We start from the raw sequence: 21207 nt of genomic DNA, 5'->3' as shown, positions 1-21207 counted from the left end.
CCGTGCTTCAAACGCGTTCGCGCAAGCGCGGATTGAGCGCGTCGTTCAGACCGTCGCCGAGCAGGTTCAGCGCGAGCACGGCCAGCACGATCGCCGCGCCGGGAATGGCGGTCAGATACCACGCGGTGCGCAGCGAGTCGCGACCCGCACCGATCATGCCGCCCCAGCTCACCACGTTCGGGTCACCCATGCCGAGAAACGACAGCGACGACTCGATCAGAATCGCGCTCGCCACCATCACCGATGCGGTGACGATCACCGGCGGCAACGCGTTCGGCAAAATCTCGCCAAAGATGATGCGTGCGTTACCGAACCCCTGGCTGCGCGCGGCCAGCACGAAATCCGACTGGCGCAGCGTGCGGAATTCAGCGCGCACGATCCGCGCCACGGTGGGCCACGAGGCGATGCCGATCGCCAGCGCGATGATCGTCACGCTCGGCCGGCCGATCGCCACAATCACGATCACCAGCAGAAACGATGGCACTGTTTGAAAAAGTTCGGTCACGCGCACCAGCAGATCGTCGATCACGCCGCCGAAAAATCCGCCTGTCGCGCCGACCAGCGTGCCGATCACCAGACCGATGCCGGCCGACGCCGCACCGATCAGCAGCGACACGCGTGTGCCGTGCGCGATGCCCGCCGCCACATCGCGTCCCAGCGAATCGGTGCCGAGCCAGTATTGCGGGTCGGCACCCGGCCATTCGAAGGGCGCCGCCACCATATCGAGCGGATCGCCCGGAAACAGGTGCCCGGCACTGAACGCAAGCGTGATAAAGGCCGCCAGCAAGAGGAGCCCGGCAAACGCGGACGGGTTGCGCAACAGCGCGCGCCAGACACCTCGCCCCACGCCGCGCGATCCGGACGCAGCAGTTGCACCGGCACGCCGCTGACCGAACAGTGTGCCGGCCAGTTGACGCCGCCACGGCGACGTCGCGGGTTCCGGCGGCGTAGCAATCAGGTTGGAAGAGTCGGAAGCCATTTCATTCCTCTGAAAATAAAACAGTTCGGCATACCTATTAAATCCGTCACGCGACGCGCGGATCGAGCCACGCCTGCAGCAGATCGACCAGCACATTAGCGACGATCACGAGCAGCGACGACAGCAGCAAAACGCCGAGCAATACGCTGAAATCGCGCGCCATCACGGCGTCGAGCGCGAGACGTCCAAGACCCGGCCAACTGAATACTGTCTCGGTCACGGCGGCGCCGCCCAACAGCGTGCCGAAATGAATTCCGATGATCGTCGTGAGCGGCATCAGCGCGTTGCGTAACACATGCCGCACCGTCACGCGCCACGGATGTAAGCCCTTGGCCTGGGCGGTTCGCACGAAGTCCTGGCGTTGCACTTCCAGCATCGCGGCCCGCGTGAGCCGCGCATAGATCGCGACAAAGAAGGTCGCCAGCGTCGCGGCAGGCAGGAGGACATGTTTGGCCGCGTCGGCAAAATAGGCGAATCCGTGCAGTTGCACGCCGAGGGTGATGTTGCCGCCGCTCGGCAGCCAGCCCAGATGCACCGAGAACAACACGATCGCCAGCAGGCCGATCCAGAAACCCGGTGTCGAATAGAACAGCAAGGCCAGCACGGACAGCACCCGGTCGGGCCACCTGCCGGCCCAATGCGCCATCACCGCGCCGAGCACCACGCCCGCCACGATCGCGAACGACAAGGCCACGCCCATCAGCAGCAACGTATTCGGCAGGCGCGACAGAATCAGTTGCATCACCGGCATGTCGTAACGCGGTGAATAACCCAGGCTGAAATGCGAGAGATGCGTGAGGTACGACCATAACTGGTGCAGCACCGGCTGATCGAGCCCGAACTTCGCGCGCAGCACCTGCATCGTTTCCACCGTTGCGGAGCCGGATTCGCCGGCCAGCACATCGGCGGCGTCGCCCGGCATCAGCTTGAGCAGAAAGAAGTTCAGGATCACGATGCCGATCACCGTCGGCAGTGCCTGCCACGCGGTACGGCGGGCAATCGCGGCGAAACGCAAACGTCGGCTCATCGTGTCTCTCCCGTCATGCGCTCAGATAGACATCCGCGAGGTTGCCTTCGAGGCCCTGTGCGGAAACCGTATGGTTGTGAACGCGACGATTCGCGAGCGTGACCATGCGTGGCGCGACCAGGTTGAGAATCGGCAGATCGCGATACACGATCTGCTGAAACTGCTGGTACAGCGCGACGCGTTTGCTTTCGTCGGTTTCGATCGACGCGCTTTCCAGCAGCCGGTCGACCTCGGGGTTGCTGTAATGCGGCGCGTTCGAAAACGGCACACCCGGGCGGATATTCTTCGACCAGTACAGGCGCTGAACCCCCACGCTCGGATCGAACAGGGTGTTGACGCCGATACTGGTGAAATCGAACTGACGATCCGCATAGACCCGCTTCAGGAACGCCGGCAAATCCTGCGAGCGCACCGTGACGTCGATCCCCACCTTTGCGAGCGCCGACTTCACGTAGTCTGCCTGGCGGCGGTACATGTCGCCATACGGCAGAAAATCGTGCGTCAGACCGAAGCGCACGCCGCCGTCCTTGCGCGGATAACCCGCTGCGTCGAGCAGTTTTTCGGCGTTGCCGATATCGAACGCATACGGCGTGAGCCCGGCGTCGTGATACGGAGAACCCGGTGTGATCGGCGTGGGTGACAGATCGGCATAGCCATACGCTACCGTGCGCTGTACGACCTGCGGATTGATCGCGTGAGCGATCGCCTGGCGCACGCGAAGATCCTTGAGAATCGGATGATCGAGATTGAAGTCGATTTCGGCGAGCGGCTCCAGAAAGCGATAACCGCGCGTTTCAACGGCCAGTTGCGGCAATTGCGTGAGACGTGGCAGATCGGTGAGCGGCACCGGATTTTCACCGCCCAGATCGAGCGCGCCCGTTTCGAAGGCGGCGGACCGGGCGGCGGCGTCCGGAATCACCTTGAATACAAGGCCGTCGATATAGGGTTTGCCGGCGTCCCAGTAGTCCGGATTGCGTTCGTAGACGATATTGGCACCACGTGTCCACGATTTGAAGCGAAATGGCCCGGTGCCGATCGGCGCGTTGTTGTGCGGATTGGACAGCGGGTCGCCCGAAGCGTAAAGGTGTTTGGGGACGATCGGCGATTCGCCCGCGGACAATGCCTTCAGCAGATACGGTGCCGGCTTCGACAACTCGATTACCGCCGTGCGCGCATCCGGCGTGGCTACGCGCGTCACATTGGCGAACGTGCTGCGGCCACGCGGATGCACCGCCTTGAGCAAATCGATCGAGAATGCGACATCGGCTGAGGTGAACGGCTGCCCGTCGTGCCATTTGACGTTCTGCCGCAGCGTGAACGTGTACTTCAAGCCATCCGGGCTGACGGTCCATGCCGTGGCCAGTTGCGGTTTGGGCCGCAAATCGAAGTCGTAGGCGAGCAAGCCTTCAAGCACCTTGGAACTCGCAACGAGCGCCGGGCCGGTGGTCTGAAAGATCGACACGAGCACCGGCGGCTCCGGATTGATCAGCATGTTGAGCGTGCCGCCCCGCTTCGGCGCAGCGGTGTCGCCTTGTGCGAACGTCAGTGCGGGCATGCCCGCTGCCGCGAGCGCCGCGCCCGAAGAAATCAGAAACTCGCGTCGATTCAGCCCTGCCATGTGATCCCGTTCCTTTTGCCGATGATTCGACCCGTCGCGGCCGAATGAAATGCGTTAATGATTGTTTCGGCCATGCTGCTGCCGCAGCGCTCACGATAAAGCCGCTGCGGCAGCAAACGAACCAATCGTTAGGCATATGCTAAGCACGATGCGAAGGAAAGGCCATGCACCGTTCTGGATCGTCACCTCATGCAAGAAACACATCGGCCAGATTTCCACCCAGACCGTCGGCGGTCACCGTATGGTTGTGCACGCGTTTGTTGTGGAGGGTCACTTGCTTGAGCGTGACGAGATTGACGATCGGCAGGTCACGCGCCACCACTTTCGAGCGCGATGCCAACCGGCAAAGCATCCGCAATGTCTATCGGATGCGCCGCAAGATATCAATCGCCACGCGACAAAAGAACGAATCAATTGAGGATTGCGTATCTATTGTCGATGGTTGGTGTTATCGCTTAAAGATCGCCGTTTCAGCGCACATTCAGCGGAAATCGTCGATATCCATATCGAATTTTCTTGTTTGTTCAATAAATTCGTTTTGCTTATCGTTACTCGTCGCTTCAAAACGACCCTCGATTCATCGCTCATGAATCGTCACTTCTCCGACGCTCGCAAAATATAGATTCCAACAATCATGAAAAAACTGCTTTTCGCTTTTAGCGTTTCATCTTTAATGGCCGGCACCGCAACGGCTCAAAGCAGCGTCACGCTGTATGGAATCGTCACCGGCAACGTCACGTATACGAACAACGCGCAAACCGCCTCAACGTCCGCTTCCGGCAAACCTAAGGGCGGCACGCAGGTATCGCAGTTCGACAGCGGCTCATCGGGCCTGTCGTCAAGCCGCTGGGGCCTGAAAGGCGTGGAAGATCTCGGCGGTGGATTGAAGGCCGTGTTCCAGCTTGAAAGCGGACTCAGCGTGAATAGCGGCGCGCTGGGACAAGGGGGCACCGAGTTCGGCCGCCAGGCGTGGGTGGGGGTCACGGCCGAGCGCTACGGCACCTTCACTTTGGGACGCCAGGCCGACACATCCGTCGAGTTCATATCGCCGCTACTCAACGGTTGGTATTGGGGCAACCTCGCGATCCATCCGGCCGACTATGACAATCTGAACTTCACGCACCGGATCAACAATTCGGTCAAGTACCTGTCGAACTCTTTCGGCGGCTTCCGTTTCGGCGCGCTGTACAGCGTGGGCGGTGTGGCCGGGAACGTGACGCAGAATCAACTCTGGTCCGCAGGGGGCACCTACACCGGCGGAGCGTTCGCGATCGCCGCGTCGATCATCAATGCGCGCAACCCGAATACGTCGCTCTATGGCACTAACGCCAATGCGAGCGCCACGGGCAATAATCTGGGTTCCGCCGGCTCGGCAACGGCACCCGAATCCAATCCCGCGATTGCCGGTTTCGCATCGGCACATACGCAGCAGACCATTTCGGTCGCGACGACGTACACGAGCGGCGGTGCGACTTTCGGCGCGGCCTATTCGAATACACAGTTCCGCGGGCTGGGCTCGAATGCGTCGCTCAATACTCTCAACTACAGCGGTTCGACGACGCTCAGTACCGTTAGTGCAAGCTTGCGCTATCAGGCAACGCCGTTCCTGCGCTTTGGCACATCGTTCGACTATACGGAGGGAGGAAGTGTCGGTGGCAAGGGCAGCGCGAAGTACGAGCAGTTGAATCTCGGTACCGCGTACTCACTCTCGAAAGCCACCGATCTGTACTTGACCGGCGCCTACCAGCACGCCAGCGGCACCGACTCGCTGGGCCGGCCTGCCGTCGCGGCGATCGGGTATCTCACGCCGTCCGCCACCAGCAAGCAGGTGGCAGTCTCGGCAGGCATCAAGCATCTGTTCTGAGACCGGCGCACCCGCTCAGCCCGGGTGTCCGCTGTTTCTGAAGCGCGCAACGAACGATGCGCGCCAGAATCAGCGGACATCTCCGCGCCATCACTGCTGCGTCAATGCACCTTGGGGAAACCGTGGCGCTGCGCGAGCAGGTCGAGTATCCGGCGCGTATCCGTCACGAAGCGTTTCTCGCCCAGCGTCTGCGCATCGGCAGGCGCCGGCTGTTCGTCGCCGAGAATCAATACCGGCAGACTCTGGTGCTCGGCATCGAGCGCCTCCACAACCGCGGCGCGCGGACGCGGGAACGGCAGGCGGCGAATCTCCAGGCGCGCGTTGAGCACCGGGTCGCTCGCCAGCAAACCTTCGATAGGCGCGCCATCCGGACAGATAAAACGCTCACCGGGGTGGTTCGGATCGGTGAAGCCCGGTTCCAACAGCAAAAGCAGATCTCGGCTCATGGCGTTCAGTGATGGGATGATGGGTGAATGGAGGGTAGCGTCTTTGCGCAGCGTCAGAAAACGCGGCCTTCGGTCAGGTGCGTGGTCACGCCGTTCAGCTCGTAATCGCCCACCACGCGCGCTTTATGCAGCAATGGGTTATGACTGAAGATGGTGCGCAGATTGCGCCAGTGACGGTCGAAATTGTGAGCGCGCCCCGTGGCGGACGCCCCGCCGATTTCGAACAGACGCTCGCCCGCATGGAGCGCCAGCTTGCTGACCACCAGTTGCGTTTTGGCGGTCGCCAACGCCCCTTCCAGCACGAGATCCTCCGCATTGGCCGCACCGCTGCGAATGGCATTGGCCGATCGATCCAGAGTGCGGGCGTTTTGCGCCACCAGCGCGTCGATCGAGAGGCTGTGCGCCGCGAGATCGCCTACCACCTGTTGCACGAAGCCGTCCTCGCGCGCCGAGGCCGCCGGGCTATGCAGAACCGGGCGCCCGTAGTGCGTCACGTAACGCCGCGCGTCAGCCAGAATGTTGCGCACGATACCCGCCGCGACCGTCACCAGATGCAACTGCCGCAGCGCGCTGCCATGACGGCCTGCGAGACTCGTATAGCCGCGCGTCGCGATTTCATGCGCCAATACCTGCACATTGTCGAGCACGAGGCTGCCGCTCGCCGTCATGCGTTGTCCCATTCCGTCCCAGTCGTCGAGTACCTGCAAGCCCTCGCGAGCCACCGGGATAACGATCGACACCTTCTCGTCGTTCTCGTCCTGCACATTGATACGCGCATAGTCGGAGAACGCCGTGCCGGTCGAGTAATACTTTTTGCCCGTCACGCGAAAGTGCTCGCCGTCGCGCACCAGCCTGGTGACGATTTCACCGGGTCTGGCGGTACCCAGTTCAGTCGACGCACCGCCGAAGATCGCCCCTTGCTGTACGCGCTCGATTTGCGTGTCGTTGAACGCGGAGCGCGGCGACAGCAGCAACTGCTCGGTCAGATCGAAATGAATCCGCAAGGCGTGCGCAACATTCGACTCATGCGCGGCCAGCGTGGCGATCACATGAAAGAGATCCTCAAGCGAACCGCCGAGACCACCCCACTCGGCCGGAAAACGGAGCACGCCCAGCCCCGATTCGCGAAACAAAGCGAAGCGGTCAAACGGCAACTCGCGACGCACTTCGCGTTGTGCGGCATCTTCGCCGATTGCTTCAGCGAGCGCCGGCAATGCGCTGAGCGTCGCCTGAAGCCGCGTGCGCGCTGCGCTTTCCTGAGAGACCTGCATGCCTTGATTCCTTATAGAAGCGCACGGATCAGGCTTGACCCGGCTATGTGTCCTGGGAGCTGGAATAGCGGTTTTCGCGCGGGACGTGCCGATGCGACGGACCAGTATAGGGACGCGGCACGCAGCACAGAACAAGCAATTCAAGCTATGAATATGCGCGATTCTGAAATGCGATTCGCCGATAAGGATCGATGAATCTGTTATTGGAGCGCGGCGCGGCATATTTCTATACTCGATTCCGGTCAGCACTCACCACCGACGAGTGCCAAATCTCAATCGCGGAAGTCGAACCATGAGCCTACGTCCCTTGCATGACCGCTTGATCGTCAAGCGTCTCGACCAGGAAACCAAAACTGCTTCAGGCATCGTCATTCCTGAAAGCGCAGCCGAAAAGCCGGACCAGGGTGAAGTGATCGCCATTGGACCGGGCAAGCGCGATAGCGACGGCAAGCGTATCGAGCCCGATCTGAAAGTCGGCGAGCGTGTGCTGTTCGGCAAGTACGCCGGGCAGTCGGTCAAAGTCGACGGCAACGAATTGCTCGTGCTGCGCGAAGAAGATGTTGTGGCAGTGGTCACTCAATAACGAACGGAGCGTCAAACCATGGCAGCAAAAGAGATTATTTTTAGCGACGTCGCCCGCTCGAAACTGGTCGAAGGCGTCAACATTCTGGCCAACGCGGTCAAGGTCACGCTCGGTCCGAAAGGACGCAATGTCGTGCTGGAGCGCAGCTTCGGCTCGCCGATCGTGACCAAAGACGGTGTCTCGGTCGCCAAGGAAATCGAATTGTCGGACCGCGTGCAGAACATCGGCGCGCAACTCGTCAAGGAAGTCGCTTCGCGCACCAGCGACGCCGCCGGTGACGGCACCACCACCGCAACCGTGCTCGCACAGGCTATCGTGCGTGAAGGTCAGAAGTACGTCGCGGCGGGTCTGAACCCGCTGGACCTGAAACGCGGCATCGATAAAGCGGTGATCGCCGCGATCGAAGAACTGAAAAAAATCAGCAAACCGACTACGACCAGCAAGGAAATCGCGCAGGTCGCGACGATTTCGGCTAACGGCGAAGAGTCGATTGGTCAACGGATTGCCGAAGCGATCGATCGCGTCGGCAAGGAAGGTGTCATCACCGTCGAAGACGGCAAGTCGCTCGACGATGAACTCGATGTGGTCGAAGGTCTGCAATTCGATCGCGGCTACCTGTCGCCGTATTTCATCAACGATCAGGACAAACAGGTTGCCGTGCTCGATAACCCCTTCGTGCTGCTGCACGACAAGAAGGTATCGAACATCCGCGACCTGCTGCCGATTCTGGAACAGGTCGCCAAAGCCGGCCGCCCCCTGCTGATCATCGCGGAAGACGTCGAAGGCGAAGCGCTGGCCACGCTGGTGGTGAACAACATTCGCGGCATTCTGAAGACTGTCGCCGTCAAGGCGCCGGGTTTCGGCGACCGCCGCAAGGCACTGCTCGAAGACATCGCGATCCTGACCGGCGGCCAGGTGATCGCCGAGGAAACCGGGCTGTCGCTCGAAAAGGCGACGCTCGCGGAACTCGGTCAGGCCAAGCGCATCGAGGTGGGCAAGGAGAACACCACGGTCATCGACGGCGCGGGCGACAGTAAGAACATCGAAGCGCGTGTGAAGCAGATTCGCACCCAGATCGAGGAAGCGAGCTCCGACTACGACCGCGAGAAACTGCAGGAACGGGTCGCGAAGCTGGCCGGCGGCGTCGCTGTCATCAAGGTCGGCGGCGCAACCGAAATCGAGGTCAAGGAAAAGAAGGACCGTGTGGACGACGCGCTGCACGCCACGCGCGCCGCGGTCGAAGAAGGCATTGTGCCGGGCGGCGGCGTCGCGCTGATTCGCGTGAAGCAGGCCATCAGCGGACTCAAAGGCATCAATGCCGATCAGGATGCCGGTATCAAGATTGTGCTGCGCGCGCTTGAAGAACCGCTGCGCCAGATCGTGACGAACGCCGGCGAAGAGGCCAGCGTGGTGGTCGCGAAGGTGGCCGAAGGCACGGGTAACTTCGGTTACAACGCCCAGACCGGTCAATATGGCGACCTGGTGGAATCGGGCGTGCTCGATCCGACCAAGGTCACGCGTACGGCGCTGCAGAACGCGGCCTCGGTTGCGGGTCTGCTGTTGACCACCGACGCCACCGTGCATGAAGCACCGAAGGACGCACCGGCCGCCGGCCAGCCGGGCGGCCCGGGCGCGGGTGGTCCTGGCCTGGACTTCTAAGGATCGACGCAAGCGTCGCATCCGCACGCCGGCATGCTTTTCTGCGCGCACGCCGGCGTGCCGCAGCATGAATATGCGTGTCACGCGGACAAGGCGCCGCACGCCAACGCAGCAACCTGCCGCGCCGGCGCGGAGCGCATAAGCTCACTCAGAAGAACAGCAGCGCGCGCAGTTCAATGCTTTTTCTCGGCGGCGATGCGGCTGGTGAAGTGGGATCGTCGAATGCCGTATGGGCCGTGAGACGCGCGATTCCGTCGCCCGCCGAATCGTAGATCTTCAGCAGCAGGAACTCATCCGGCGACATGTGCGGAAAATAGTACCAACGGTGTCGCGGATTGAATACCAACGCATAGGTCTCGCCTACCTTGTCGGGATACACCAGGTCCGATGCCACCAGATCGTTGAGCACGATACTGCGCGAATCGCAGAGCGCGAGCGGCGACGATTGCACCGTTTCTCCGATCGGACGCCACAGGTTGACGATCGCCACGCGGCCTTGCAGCAAGCGTTCTGCGTCATCTGCCGGCAAATGATCGCGCACCCGGCGTGGCCCGGACACAAACGTCTGGTCGTTATGGATGTACTTGACCGGCTCTCTGACGCCATTGCTGCGTTCAGCATTACCGTCCCGCAGCGTGTGATCGAACACGACCACACGCCGTGCGCCGGTGGCCTGCTTCAGCAACCGTTCTGCTTCCGGGTAGTACACCGATTCGATCTTCGCCGGATCGGAGAAATCGCTCAATGCGCTAGCGTGCCGATGCAGTTCGAAGCCGTTACGATCGAGCGACAACACGCCTGGCGGCGGCGCGACGCGTGCATTCGAAATGCTTACCCGGTGCGCCCGGTATGTGCCGCTGCGCTTCGGAACGCCGGGCGGCGGTTCGTACTGATATGACACCGGTTTCTCGCCGGTGAATTCGAGGTAATTCAACTCCGCCTCGACCGTTGCGGCGGACACGGGTGCATCGATGACGATATCGCTCATGTTCATGCCCTCACGTCAAAACGATTCGTTGAACGGCCGCAGGTCGATTTCCTGCGACCATGCACTGCGCCCCTGCTGATGGAGATACCAGTAGGCGTCGGCGATATCGTCGGGATTCAGCAGACCATCCTCCGCGCGCTCGGCCACCCGCTGCGGCGACGCTGTGCGCAGGCGCTCGCCGTCGATGCCGCCATCCACCACCACATGCGCAACGTGGATATTGCGCGGCCCGAACTCGCGCGCGAGGCTTTGCGTCAGCGAGCGCAAACCGGCTTTGGCGGAAGCGAACGCGGCAAACGGCGGACGCCCGCGCAGCGACGCCGTCGCGCCGGTAAAAAGTAACGAGCCTCGGCCAGCCGCCAGCAATGGCTGCAACGCCGCGCGCGCGAACAGAAAACCGCCGAGCGTCGTCACGCGCCATGCGGCCTCGAACTGTTCCGCGCTCAGTTCGAGGGTCGGCGCACGCGTCGCGCCGGCGGCGTTGAAAATCGCGACCTCGAGCGTGCCGTCGTGCGCGAATTGCCCGGCGATCGCAGCCAGATCTTCTTCACGCGTGACGTCACCCGGCGCTGCCAACGCATGGCCGCCGGCGCGGCGGATTTCGTCGACGATCGCATCGAGCCGCTCATGCGAGCGCCCCGTCACGACGACGCCAAGGCCCTCCCGCGCGAAACGGCGCGCGAGGGCCGCACCCAACCCGGCGCTCGCACCCACACCGGCAATCCACGCGAAACGCGTCCCCTTCTGCCCCTGTTCGACAGTCCCGGTCATTGGAATCTCCATTGCATGTAGCCGCGGCACGCAACGCGTGGCGGCAGTAGACGCAAGCGCCTATCGTTTCAGCGTAGGCGATGACCGGGCAGGAAGGAAATAATGAATGGTGGAAAGTTATGCGCCGGATTCGAGACTGGCCGCGGAAAAATAGCGGTTTTCGGGCCGCCGCAGCCCCAGGTTCTCGCGCAATGTGCGGCCTTCGTAATCCTCGCGGAACAGACCGCGCCGCCGCAGTTCAGGCACCACCAGTTCGACGAAATCGGTCAAGCCGTCCGGCAGCACCGGCGGCATCACGTTGAAACCGTCCGCGCCGTGATTCACGAAGCGCTCTTCGAGTTGATCGACGATTTGCGCGGGCGTGCCGACGAGTTGCCAATGACCGCGCGCCCCCGCGACCCGCAAATAAAGCTGGCGGATCGTCAGGTTCTCGCGGCGAGCGAGTTCGAGCGTCAACAACTGCCGGCTCTTGCTGGCATTCGTCTCCGGCAGTTCCGGGATCGGACCGTCGAGGGGATAGCCAGAGAGATCGAACCCGCCAGTCAGCCCGGATACCAGTGCAAGTCCCACCCTTGGATCGACCAGCGACTGCAACTGTTCAAACTTTTCTTTCGCTTCGTCTTCGCTGCGCCCGACAATCGGAAACACGCCCGGCATGATCTTCAGATCGTCCGGATGACGGCCGTAAGCCTCCATGCGCCCTTTCACGTCCGCGTAAAAATCCACCGCGTCCTGCAGCGTTTGCTGCGCCGTGAAAATCACTTCGGCCGTCTTTGCCGCCAGGTCGCGACCGGCTTCTGACGAACCGGCCTGCACGACGACCGGGCGCCCCTGCGGGGAGCGGGCCACGTTCAACGGCCCCTTGACCTGGAAGAAGCGTCCCTTGTGATCGAGCACGTGCCGCTTGAGTGGGTCGAAGAAGCGCCCTTCGGCTTTGTCGCGAACGAACGCATCGTCGTCCCAACTATCCCACAGACCTTCTGTGACTTCCGCGAATTCGGCAGCGCGCGCATAGCGCTCGGCATGATCGAAATGCCTGTCGCGATTGAAGTTCTTCGCTTCGTGCTCGCTCGACGAGGTGACCAGATTCCAACCCGCCCGTCCTCCGCTAATGTGATCGAGCGACGCGAATTTGCGGGCAATGTGATACGGCTCGTTGAAGCTCGTCGAGGCCGTGCCGACCAGACCGATACGCTCGGTCACTGCCGCCAGCGCCGACAGCAACGTGAGCGGTTCGAATTGCGCGACGTAGCTATGCGCCGTGCGGCTCAGAAAGTCGACGTTGTCGCCGCGTGTCCCCACGCCGTCGGCGAGAAAGATCAGATCGAACTTCGCAGCCTCGGCCGCCTGCGCGAGCCGGACGTAGTGACGGAAGTTGACGCCGGCATCCGCCTGCGCGTCGGGATGCCGCCATGCTGCAATGTGGTGTCCGGACGGATAAAGGAAAGCGCCGAGGCGCAGGTGCCCGCTACGTTTGCTCATGACAATCCAGAATGATGATTGAGGGCGAGATCGCTCGCCGCGTCAGGTTGCGAGGCGAGCGCGTCACGACGCCGGTCCCCGTCGTCGACGTGCTCCGGCGAAATCGCGCATGACACCTCGTCCGTGTGCCCAGGTTCAATCCGCTGCCGGAATCCACGCGGCGGTGGCGGCATCGCTCGAACGAAATGCCGGGAATTTGTCACCGAGTTCGGCGATCGTCCTGATGTTGTTTTTCACCAGATCGTCACGCGTGATGAGCGTCGGCTTGACCACGATCCGGTGTTCGGGCGTCTGTCCGGCGAGCAGCAGGGCCGCGGCTCGCACGGACACCGCGCCGACCACCGCAGGGTTAGTCGCCGCCGTCGCCACCCATGCGCTATTCGGCGCGCGGATCGCCTCAATATCGGAGGTCGAAATATCGGCGCTATAAATGCGCAGTTTCGACGATAGGTTCGCCTCGTCCGCAGCGAGTTTCGCGCCGCGCGCGAATTCGTCGTATGGCGCGAACACCACACGAATCTCCGGATGGGCGCGATAGGCCGCCGCGGCCTGATTGGCCACCGACTGCGCGATCGGATTGTCCACCGTTCCCCAGCGCGCCTTCTCCTGCACCTTCGGATGAGCGGCCTTGAAGTCGCGCCATACCGCATCACGCCGGTCGAGCGGCGCGAAACCCGCGACATACACATAGCCGGCCGAAAAGGTATCGCCGTTATCTTTCACCGCCTGATCGAGCAGCAGCGCGGCCAGATCGTGATCGCTCTGTTCGATCTGCGGCACCTTGGGGTTGCCCAGGTCGACATCGAAGGCGACGACCTTGATGCCTTTGTCCAGCGCACGCTGCACGACGTCCTTGAGCGATTCCGGCAAGCCGTGATTCACGATAATCGCCGATACGCCCAGACTGATCGCCTGCTGGATCTGCTCACGCTGCTCGGCCGCATCCTGACGGCCTTCGTAGATGCGCAGATCGATGCCCAGTGCTTTGGCCTGCTTTTGCGCGCCGGCTTCATAGGCCTGGAAAAAATCGCCCGTCGACAGATAGTTGACGAGTGCAACCTTCACGCCGCCCTTGTCGAACGGTGCGGGCGCACCTTTGAGCGGAGCCGCGTAGGCGGTGGCCCCGGCCAGCAGCGTAGCCGCAGCGAGAGCAAGGGTGCGCAACGTGTGACTCACGGTAACGCTCACGCCGGGTTTGCGACGAAGAAACGATTTCATCAGTGATCTCCAACCTGGTAGACGATGTTGTTATGACGAGTAGTGGTCAATAATCCGGTGCTATCCGGCATGCGCCGGCGTGCGGACCCGATACGCCGCGCCAGGATGCGGTTCGGCCAGCCGCGGACCACCGCCGTGCAACTTTTCGCGCAGCGTGCCGGTGCTGTAATCGGTCTTGTAGACACCGCGTCGTTGCAGTTCGGGCACGACCAGTTCGACGAAATCCGCAAAGCTCTCGTGGGTCAACGCATAAGCGAGGTTGAAGCCGTCGACGTCGGTTTCCTCGACCCACGACTGCAACTCGTCGGCGATCTCCTGCGGGCTTCCCACGGAAAGCGGCCCGAGTCCGCCAATGCCACCCCACTTCGCAATCTCACGCACGGTCCACACGCGCGTCGGATCCGCGCTCGACAAAGCCTCCACGGCCGATTGCACCGCATTGCTCTCGATATAGCGCAGCGGCTCATCGAGGTCGTACTTCGACAGGTCGATGCCGGTCCACCCCGACATCAGCGCGAGCGCGCCTTCGTCGCTCGTATAGCGGCGATAGTCGGCGTGCTTCGCGTGTGCGTCCGCCGACGTCTTGCCGGTGATCACCGTGTGCAGGTTGAAAATCAGCACGTCGTGCGGATCGCGGCCAAACGACTTCACGCGTGCGCGGATATCGGCGACAAAGTTCTTCAGGATCGTGCGCGACGGCGCGGCGATAAAGATGCACTCGGCGTGCTGCGCGGCAAAGTCCTTGCCCCGTTTCGACGCGCCGGCCTGGTAGAGCACCGGCGTGCGTTGCGGCGACGGTTCGCACAGGTGAATGCCTGGCACGTCGAAATACTGCCCGCGGTGATTGATGGGATGAACCTTCGACGGTTCGGTAAAGACCTTACGCGCGGCATCGCGCACCACGGCATCGTCTTCCCAGGAGGCCTCCCACAGTTTGTAGCAGACCTCCAGATATTCCTCGGCGAGCGTATAGCGCTCGTCGTGGTTCGCCTGCGCGGGCAAGCCGACGTTGCGCGCGGCGCTGTCCAGATACGAGGTCACGATGTTCCAGCCAACCCGGCCATTGGTCAGGTGGTCGAGTGTCGACATGCGCCGCGCGAATGGATAGGGGTGCTCATAGGAGAGCGAGCAGGTCACGCCGAAGCCGAGGTGCTCGGTCACGTTCGCCATTGCCGAGACGAGCAGAACAGGATCGTTGACCGGCACTTGCGCGGCCTGACGGATCGCGGCTTCTGCGTTGCCGTTGAAAACGTCGTAGACACCCAGCACGTCGGCAATAAAAAGACCGTCGAACTTGCCGCGTTCGAGCAGTTTCGCGAGATCGGTCCAGTAGTCGAGTTGCTTGTAGCGCCAGGACGTGTCGCGTGGATGCGCCCATAAGCCCGGCGACTGATGCCCCACGCAGTTCATGTCGAATGCGTTGAGGCGGATTTCTCTGGCCATGATCGAATTCGGTAAGGGATTGCGGTTGGCGTTAATTCCAGGGGTGACGCGCCGGCCTGACGCCGTTCAAATAGTAGTTGCCGACCAGGTGATACTTCCAGCGCACCGGATCATGCAACGTATGAACCCGCGCGTTGCGCCAGTGCCGGTCGAGATTGTGTTCGCCGAGCGTCGACTGGGTGCCGGCCAGCTCGAACAGCTTTTCGCCGGCCAGCAAGGCCGTTTCCGTCGTCAACACTTTCGCTTCGCCCACGGCGACCGATGCGCGCGCCACGTCGTCTTCCGTTGTGTCAGCTTGCGCCGCGATCTCGTCGATCACTCGCGCGGCGCGCTCGAGCAGGGCCTCGGCGGCATGCAACTGGATATGCAGATGGCCGATCTCCCGCACGGTCAGCGGATCGTCGCTCGCGCGCTCGACCCCGCTGTCGATCCATGGCCGCGAGCGCTGGCGAACGAACGTCAGCGTGTCGTCGAGCGCCGCCTTCGCAATACCGGCGTCGATGGCCGCCTGAATGATCTGGGAGATCGGACCGTTGAGCGTGGGATAGTCGGACACACGGTGCGCCGGCAACACATGCGAGGCCGGCACGCGCACGTTCTCCAGCACCACGGTGCCGCTTGCGGTGGTGCGTTGACCGAAGCCCGACCAGTCGTCGATCACGGTCAACCCCGGGGTGCCCTTCGGAATGTAGGCGAGCCAGCCCTTGCGCTCGCTGTCGAGCCCCAGCACGGGGACGAAGTCGGCAAACAGCGCGCCGGTTGCATAGAACTTCGTGCCGTTGACCACGTAGTCGCCGCCGTCCTGCGTCACGCTCGTCTTCAGATCGAGCACGTTCCTGGTGCCCTTCTCCGAAAAACCGTTGCCGAACCGCTTGCCGCCCAGCACCTGGGCGAAGAAGTACTGTTTCTGCTCTTCCGTTCCGGTGAGCGCGATCACGTCGACCAGGCCGAAGTGATTCTGCGGTAGCTGCCCGAGCGACGGATCCGCTGCTGCAATGATCTTGACGACTTCCGTCAAGGTGACGAAGGAGACGCCCGCGCCGCCGTATTGCTTCGGCACCGTGATGGCCCATAGCCCGGACTGCGAGAACCATTCGATCTCCTCGTGGGGCAAGCGGCGTTCGACATCGCGCCCGGCCGCGCCTTGCGCGAGTCGCGCCGCCACCTCGTGGGCCACCGCGATGGCCTGCGCGTCATCGGCGATTACGCGAACGGCATGCCGACTCTCGCTGCGGGTGTTCGATGAAGCCGCTTCGCCAATCTCTGCCATGGAAATCTCCGCTTGAATGACTGTGCGCTCAATCTATCAGCGGACACCGCACGCGCAAACTGAACGATTCGGCAATCGATATTCCTTCGGATGGCAAACAACTTTTGGCGCCACTCAGGACTCACGCCCGTGAGTCAGCGGGCCGTCCAACACTGAAGGTGAACGCCAGCGCAAGGACCAGCAACGCCCCCTTGATGAAATCCTGCATGTAGTAAGGCGCATTCAGCATGGTCAGGCCGTTGAGCAGTACGCCGACGAACACGGCCCCCACCACGGTGCCGAACACGTTGGGCCGCTTCGCGCCCCACACCGCATAACCCATCAGGGCGGCTGCCACGGCATCGAGCAACAGGGAGTGACCGGCGCTGACGTCGCCTCGTCCCACGCGCGCCGCGATCAGCACGCCGCCCAGCGACGCAATCGCCCCCGAGGCCACATAGGCCGCGATCCTGTAGCGGGCCGTGGGCGCACCCGCCAGCCGCGCCGCGGTCTCATTGCCGCCGATCGCATAGATCACCCGGCCCCAGCGTGTCGCCTCCATGACGAGGCAGGCCAGCACCGTCAATCCAGCGAGAATCACGACGGGCAGCGGCACGACGTCGAACAGACGCAGACGCCCCAGAGCCAGAAATGCGTCGGAGAAAGTCCCGCTCGCCTCCGTGCCGTCGGGCAACACGGTGCCGGTTGCCAGCGAGCGGCCGCCTGTCGGAATCAGTTGCAGACCGGCCAGCAGGAACAAGGTGCCGAGCGTCGCCAGTTGGTCCGGCACACGCAGCCGCGTAATCAGCAGCCCGTTGAACAGGCCTGCCGCGACGCCGAGCGCCACGCATGCGGCCACGGCGGCGAGCGCGTTGCCATGCCAGACGATCAGCACATAGCTGGCCGCCATCTGAGCCGAAGCAGCCACGCTGCCCACCGAGAGATCGAAGCCGCCCGCCGCCAGCGTGATGGTCACGCCAATGCCGAGCAACGCCACGATCGATACCGCCTGGAGAATGCTGAACAGATTGTCGATATTCAGGAAGGCCGGTTCTTTGGCGGCGAATACGACAATCAGGATCGCCAGCACGAGCAGGATGCCGGTACGCTCCAGATGATCGCGCAAGCGCCGCAATGCGGACTGCGCCCGTTGGCCGGATGCCGCGTGAGCGTCAATGGAAGGTGCGAGGGGTTTCATGGATTAGGTTCGGCGTTCACGTCGTGGGTGATGGGACAGTTGAATGAGCAGTTGAGTGACTAGCTGGACGCTCGAGCGTCGCCCGGTCGAAGCGCACGACGCGATCCGCAATCTCCAGCGCCTCTTCGAGATCGCTGACGAACACGATCGTCGCGCGTTCATGGGCATGCCGCCGCAAGGTATCGACGATGTCGGCGCGCGCGCCGGCGTCGACACCCTGAAACGGTTCATCGAGCAGCAACAGACGCGCGCGTTCGACATGCCAGCGCGCAAGCACCACTTTCTGCTGATTGCCCCCGGACAGGCGCGTCAGCCGATCGTCGGGGCCGGTGCAACGAACGCCGAAGGTTTTGATCGCATCGATCGCGGCATCGCGCTCTACCGTTTCGTGTACCACCCCGCGCTTGAACCAATGCGATAGAAACGGAAAGCTGAGCGTGCCCGCAATCGATGCGAACGGCACGCTGTCGGGAAACAACGACGTGCGCCAACGATCCTCGCCGGCGAGGAACACCCCGGCGCGAATCGCGTCGGCCGGCGAACGGGGACGCCATGGTTTGCCGTCGAGCAACATCCGGCCACGGCTGGCGTGTGCCGCGCCGAAGATCGCTCTCGCGAGGCGCGATTTGCCGCCGCCCACCGGCCCGGCTATCGCGACGATCTCGCCGCGCTGGACGTCGAGGTCGAATGGGAGGCTCTCCGGCGTCAATTGAAAATCGCGCACGCTGAAACAGGGTTCGAGCGCGGCGGCCTCCCTCGCCTCGTTCGCATGCCGGGTTCGGCTCTGCGGCATGGGCCGTCCAATCATCGTCTCGACGGCAGCGTCGAAATCGATCGGGGGACGCAGGTCGGCGACGAGATGTCCGTCGCGCACGATCGCCACCCGGTTCGCCATCCGCCGCAAATCGCCCAGCCGATGCGAGACCAGCAGAATCGCGACGCCCTCGTCGCGCAAGGGCTCGAGCCGCGTGAACAGGCGTTCGGCTTCGGCGGCGGACAGGCTGGCGGTGGGCTCGTCGAGAATCAGCAACTGGGGGCGCGTTGCCAACGCCCGCGCCAGCGTCACGAGTTGCTGATTCGCCAGCGAGAGTGAGCCGAGCGGCGCCGACAGATCGGCATCCAGCCCGACCCGCTCGGCCAACGGCCTTGCCGCCGCGCGCCGTGCCGCCGGCGGCACGCGCCAGGACGACGCCGGATCGCATAGGCGCTCGAGCAGCAGGTTATCCGCGATTGACAGCGCCGGCACGACCGCGTCGGCTATCGACTGGTGCACCGTGGCAATGCCGAGTTGTTTAGCCACCTGAGGCGATGCGGGCCGATAGGGTTTGCCCAGCAGCGTCAGGGTCCCGGCGTCGGGCGGATACACGCCGCTCAGGATCTTCACGAGCGTGGACTTGCCCGCCCCATTGGCGCCCATCAACGCGACGACCTCGCCGGGGTGGATCGAGAGGTCGAGCTTCGATAGCGCGACGGTTGCACCAAAGTGCTTCGTGAGCGCGGACGCAGTCAGGATCGGTTCGTTCGGACACGAAACCTTTTCCATACGATCGGGAGGTGGCGGGCGGGTCGGGTTCATGGGAGCGTCATCTATCTGAAGAAGCGGTGACGATCCGGCGAGGGTCCGGCAAAAGTCCGGCAAGAGTTCGGAAAAATCGCGCGACGCATGCTCCGCCAACGGCGGCGTATTGCGTACCGTCATCCGGGACCGATTGTCTGCCTGGGCGGGACTCGTGGCGAACCAATTTGTTCTCATATGCAAAGCGTCGCACGCGGCGAACCGTAGGTTTCGTGCAAGCACGTGCCCTGAATCACGCGGGACAGCGGCCTTTGCCATGCGCTTAGTCTTCGCCGGCATATCGATGCCACAATTCCTTCGTGGTCGCGAACGCTCCGCTCATCGACAATGCGAAGATCGGCCAGCACGTGCGTTCCTTCGTTGCTGGTTGCTCCCGCATTCGACAAGACCATGAGAATCGACCCGCCCCGCCAGCTTCATCTGAACGTCAATATCCTGCATTCGGGCTTTGTCCCTTCCGCATGGCGCACGCCGGAAGCCGATCCGCGCGCCTTCGTCGATATCGCTCATTACGTTCGCGTCGCGCAACTTGCCGAGGCGGCGAAATTCGATGGCGTGTTTCTCGCGGATAACGCGTCGATTGCCGATCAGATCGACTTCCGCCCGATCACGGCGCTGGAGCCGACGGTGTTGCTCGCCGGCATTGCTGCGGCAACCACGCATATCGGCGTAATCGGCACGGCATCGACCAGTTATAACGAGCCGTATAACATCGCGCGCCGCTTTGCCACGCTCGATCACCTCAGCGCGGGCCGCGCCGGCTGGAACATCGTGACGACCGCCGATCTCGGCTCAGCCCGCAACTTCGGCCGCGAGGCGGTGCCCGATCACACGCAACGCTACGAGCGCGCAGCCGAATTCACCGAGGTCGTGAAGGCGCTGTGGGATAGCTGGGAAGACGACGCCTTTATCGGCGACAAGGCGAGCGGCCGCTTCATCGACGCCACCAAGGTGCATCGCATCGACCATCGCGGCAAGTACTTCAGTGTCGACGGCCCGTTCAACCTGCCGCGTAGCGCGCAGGGTCATCCCGTGCTGATCCAGGCCGGCGGTTCAAGCGATGGACGCGAACTCGCGGCGCGGCACGCGGAAGCCGTGTTCTCCGCATCGCAATCGTTCGACGAGGCCGCTGCCTATGCGCGCGAACTGAAATCTCGCGCGGCGGCGTGGGGACGGGGCAACGATGCCATTCGAGTGTTGCCTGGTCTCACCACCATAATCGGCGCAACCGAAGCCGAGGCCCTGCGCCGTCGCGACGAACTGGTGGACCTGATTCCATGGAGCTACAGCCTTACTCGACTGGCCGGAATTCTGGGCATCAGCGTCGACCGATTAAAACTCGATGAGCGCCTGCCGGACGATCTCTCCTTGCCCGGCGGCGGTAACGGCAATCACACGTTCTTCCAAGCCACGCTCGCGCAGGCGCGCACGCATGGCTACACCGCGCGTCAGTTGATCCGCGCACTGGCGGGTGGTGGCGGACACCGTGTCGTGGTCGGCACACCTGAACAGATCGCCGACGACATCGAACACTGGTTCAAGGGCGGTGCCGCGGACGGTTTCAATCTGATGCCGGATGTGCTGCCGGGTGGCCTGCAGGATTTCGCCGACGGCGTGATTCCGCTGCTGCAACAACGCGGTATTTTTCGTACCGATTACGAAGGACGTACCTTGCGCGAACACTTCAGGTTACGACGTCCTGTTAGCCGCCATCTGCATCCGCGCGAAGCGGCGGCAACAGCGTAATGTAGGTGTTCGGTTCCACCCAGTTGCCTGCGAGGCGCGTAGGCATCTCGCCCTACCTGTCCAACGCGCCGTGCAATCCGCCGATTGGC

General features: G+C 62.8%; 18 protein-coding genes. 4 read left to right on the top strand and 14 right to left on the bottom strand.

Translation table 11 applies throughout. The annotated features are described in order from the left end of the window. Positions 1-7: 7 nt before the first annotated feature. The 4 genes from PQR67_RS16435 to PQR67_RS16420 form a co-directional block, all read right to left on the bottom strand. Positions 8-979 carry an ABC transporter permease gene (locus PQR67_RS16435; protein ID WP_408461054.1) on the bottom strand — a complete coding sequence of 324 codons (972 nt, stop codon included), beginning with the start codon at positions 977-979 and terminating at the stop codon, positions 8-10. A gap of 46 nt (positions 980-1025) precedes the next feature. Continuing rightward, positions 1026-2006, bottom strand: coding sequence for an ABC transporter permease (locus PQR67_RS16430; RefSeq protein ID WP_408461051.1), 981 nt, complete (start codon positions 2004-2006; stop codon positions 1026-1028). Between the two features lie 13 nt (positions 2007-2019). After that, the gene (locus PQR67_RS16425) at positions 2020-3624 is read right to left on the bottom strand and encodes an ABC transporter substrate-binding protein (protein WP_408461048.1); all 1605 of its coding nucleotides are present in this window, start codon (positions 3622-3624) and stop codon (positions 2020-2022) included. Between the two features lie 187 nt (positions 3625-3811). Beyond that, positions 3812-3976 (bottom strand): hypothetical protein, encoded by a 165-nt coding sequence (locus tag PQR67_RS16420; protein WP_408461045.1) that lies wholly within the window; start codon positions 3974-3976, stop codon positions 3812-3814. Between the two features lie 282 nt (positions 3977-4258). On the opposite strand from PQR67_RS16420, the gene PQR67_RS16415 reads away from it, so the two are divergent. Further along, positions 4259-5488 (top strand): porin, encoded by a 1230-nt coding sequence (locus tag PQR67_RS16415; protein ID WP_408461043.1) that lies wholly within the window; start codon positions 4259-4261, stop codon positions 5486-5488. Between the two features lie 101 nt (positions 5489-5589). Here the strand turns inward: PQR67_RS16415 and PQR67_RS16410 are convergent, their stop codons facing one another. Next, entirely contained in the window at positions 5590-5934 is a 345-nt protein-coding gene (locus tag PQR67_RS16410) for a DUF3088 domain-containing protein (protein WP_408461040.1), read from the bottom strand. Between the two features lie 53 nt (positions 5935-5987). Then, positions 5988-7205, bottom strand: a complete 1218-nt coding sequence (locus PQR67_RS16405; protein ID WP_408461037.1) for an acyl-CoA dehydrogenase family protein — start codon at positions 7203-7205, stop codon at positions 5988-5990. Between the two features lie 292 nt (positions 7206-7497). Here PQR67_RS16405 and PQR67_RS16400 point away from each other — a divergent pair, with 292 nt between their 5' ends. Further along, positions 7498-7788 (top strand): co-chaperone GroES, encoded by a 291-nt coding sequence (locus PQR67_RS16400; protein WP_007177123.1) that lies wholly within the window; start codon positions 7498-7500, stop codon positions 7786-7788. An 18-nt stretch (positions 7789-7806) separates the two neighbouring features. Beyond that, positions 7807-9447 carry a chaperonin GroEL gene (gene groL / locus PQR67_RS16395; RefSeq protein WP_408461035.1) on the top strand — a complete coding sequence of 547 codons (1641 nt, stop codon included), beginning with the start codon at positions 7807-7809 and terminating at the stop codon, positions 9445-9447. Positions 9448-9595: 148 nt separating this feature from the next. On the opposite strand, the gene PQR67_RS16390 is transcribed toward groL, so the two are convergent. The 8 genes from PQR67_RS16390 to PQR67_RS16355 all read right to left on the bottom strand — a co-directional run bounded on the left by PQR67_RS16390 (position 9596) and on the right by PQR67_RS16355 (position 19339). Next, positions 9596-10435: a CmcJ/NvfI family oxidoreductase gene (locus tag PQR67_RS16390; RefSeq protein ID WP_408461032.1), complete on the bottom strand. Its 840-nt coding sequence runs from the start codon at positions 10433-10435 to the stop codon at positions 9596-9598. Between the two features lie 15 nt (positions 10436-10450). Beyond that, positions 10451-11206 (bottom strand): SDR family NAD(P)-dependent oxidoreductase, encoded by a 756-nt coding sequence (locus PQR67_RS16385; RefSeq protein WP_408461029.1) that lies wholly within the window; start codon positions 11204-11206, stop codon positions 10451-10453. A 117-nt stretch (positions 11207-11323) separates the two neighbouring features. Continuing rightward, complete coding sequence (locus PQR67_RS16380) at positions 11324-12688, bottom strand: LLM class flavin-dependent oxidoreductase (RefSeq protein ID WP_408461026.1); 1365 nt, start codon at positions 12686-12688, stop codon at positions 11324-11326. A gap of 135 nt (positions 12689-12823) precedes the next feature. Beyond that, positions 12824-13906, bottom strand: coding sequence for a substrate-binding domain-containing protein (locus PQR67_RS16375; RefSeq protein WP_408461023.1), 1083 nt, complete (start codon positions 13904-13906; stop codon positions 12824-12826). Positions 13907-13966: 60 nt separating this feature from the next. Next, on the bottom strand, positions 13967-15349 hold the full coding sequence (locus PQR67_RS16370) for an LLM class flavin-dependent oxidoreductase (protein ID WP_408461020.1): 1383 nt from the start codon (positions 15347-15349) through the stop codon (positions 13967-13969). Between the two features lie 31 nt (positions 15350-15380). Beyond that, positions 15381-16619: an SfnB family sulfur acquisition oxidoreductase gene (locus PQR67_RS16365; RefSeq protein ID WP_408461017.1), complete on the bottom strand. Its 1239-nt coding sequence runs from the start codon at positions 16617-16619 to the stop codon at positions 15381-15383. A 121-nt stretch (positions 16620-16740) separates the two neighbouring features. Further along, positions 16741-17796, bottom strand: a complete 1056-nt coding sequence (locus tag PQR67_RS16360) for an ABC transporter permease (RefSeq protein WP_408461014.1) — start codon at positions 17794-17796, stop codon at positions 16741-16743. Between the two features lie 16 nt (positions 17797-17812). Then, positions 17813-19339, bottom strand: coding sequence for a sugar ABC transporter ATP-binding protein (locus tag PQR67_RS16355; protein WP_408461285.1), 1527 nt, complete (start codon positions 19337-19339; stop codon positions 17813-17815). Between the two features lie 423 nt (positions 19340-19762). Between PQR67_RS16355 and PQR67_RS16350 the strand changes: the two genes are divergently transcribed. Further along, positions 19763-21118: an LLM class flavin-dependent oxidoreductase gene (locus PQR67_RS16350; protein WP_408461012.1), complete on the top strand. Its 1356-nt coding sequence runs from the start codon at positions 19763-19765 to the stop codon at positions 21116-21118. Positions 21119-21207 lie beyond the last annotated feature (89 nt).

The sequence above is a fragment of the Paraburkholderia fungorum genome (assembly GCF_046026025.1).
In the GTDB taxonomy this organism is placed as follows: domain Bacteria; phylum Pseudomonadota; class Gammaproteobacteria; order Burkholderiales; family Burkholderiaceae; genus Paraburkholderia; species Paraburkholderia fungorum_E.
This window is presented reverse-complemented; position numbering and strand designations above follow the sequence as displayed.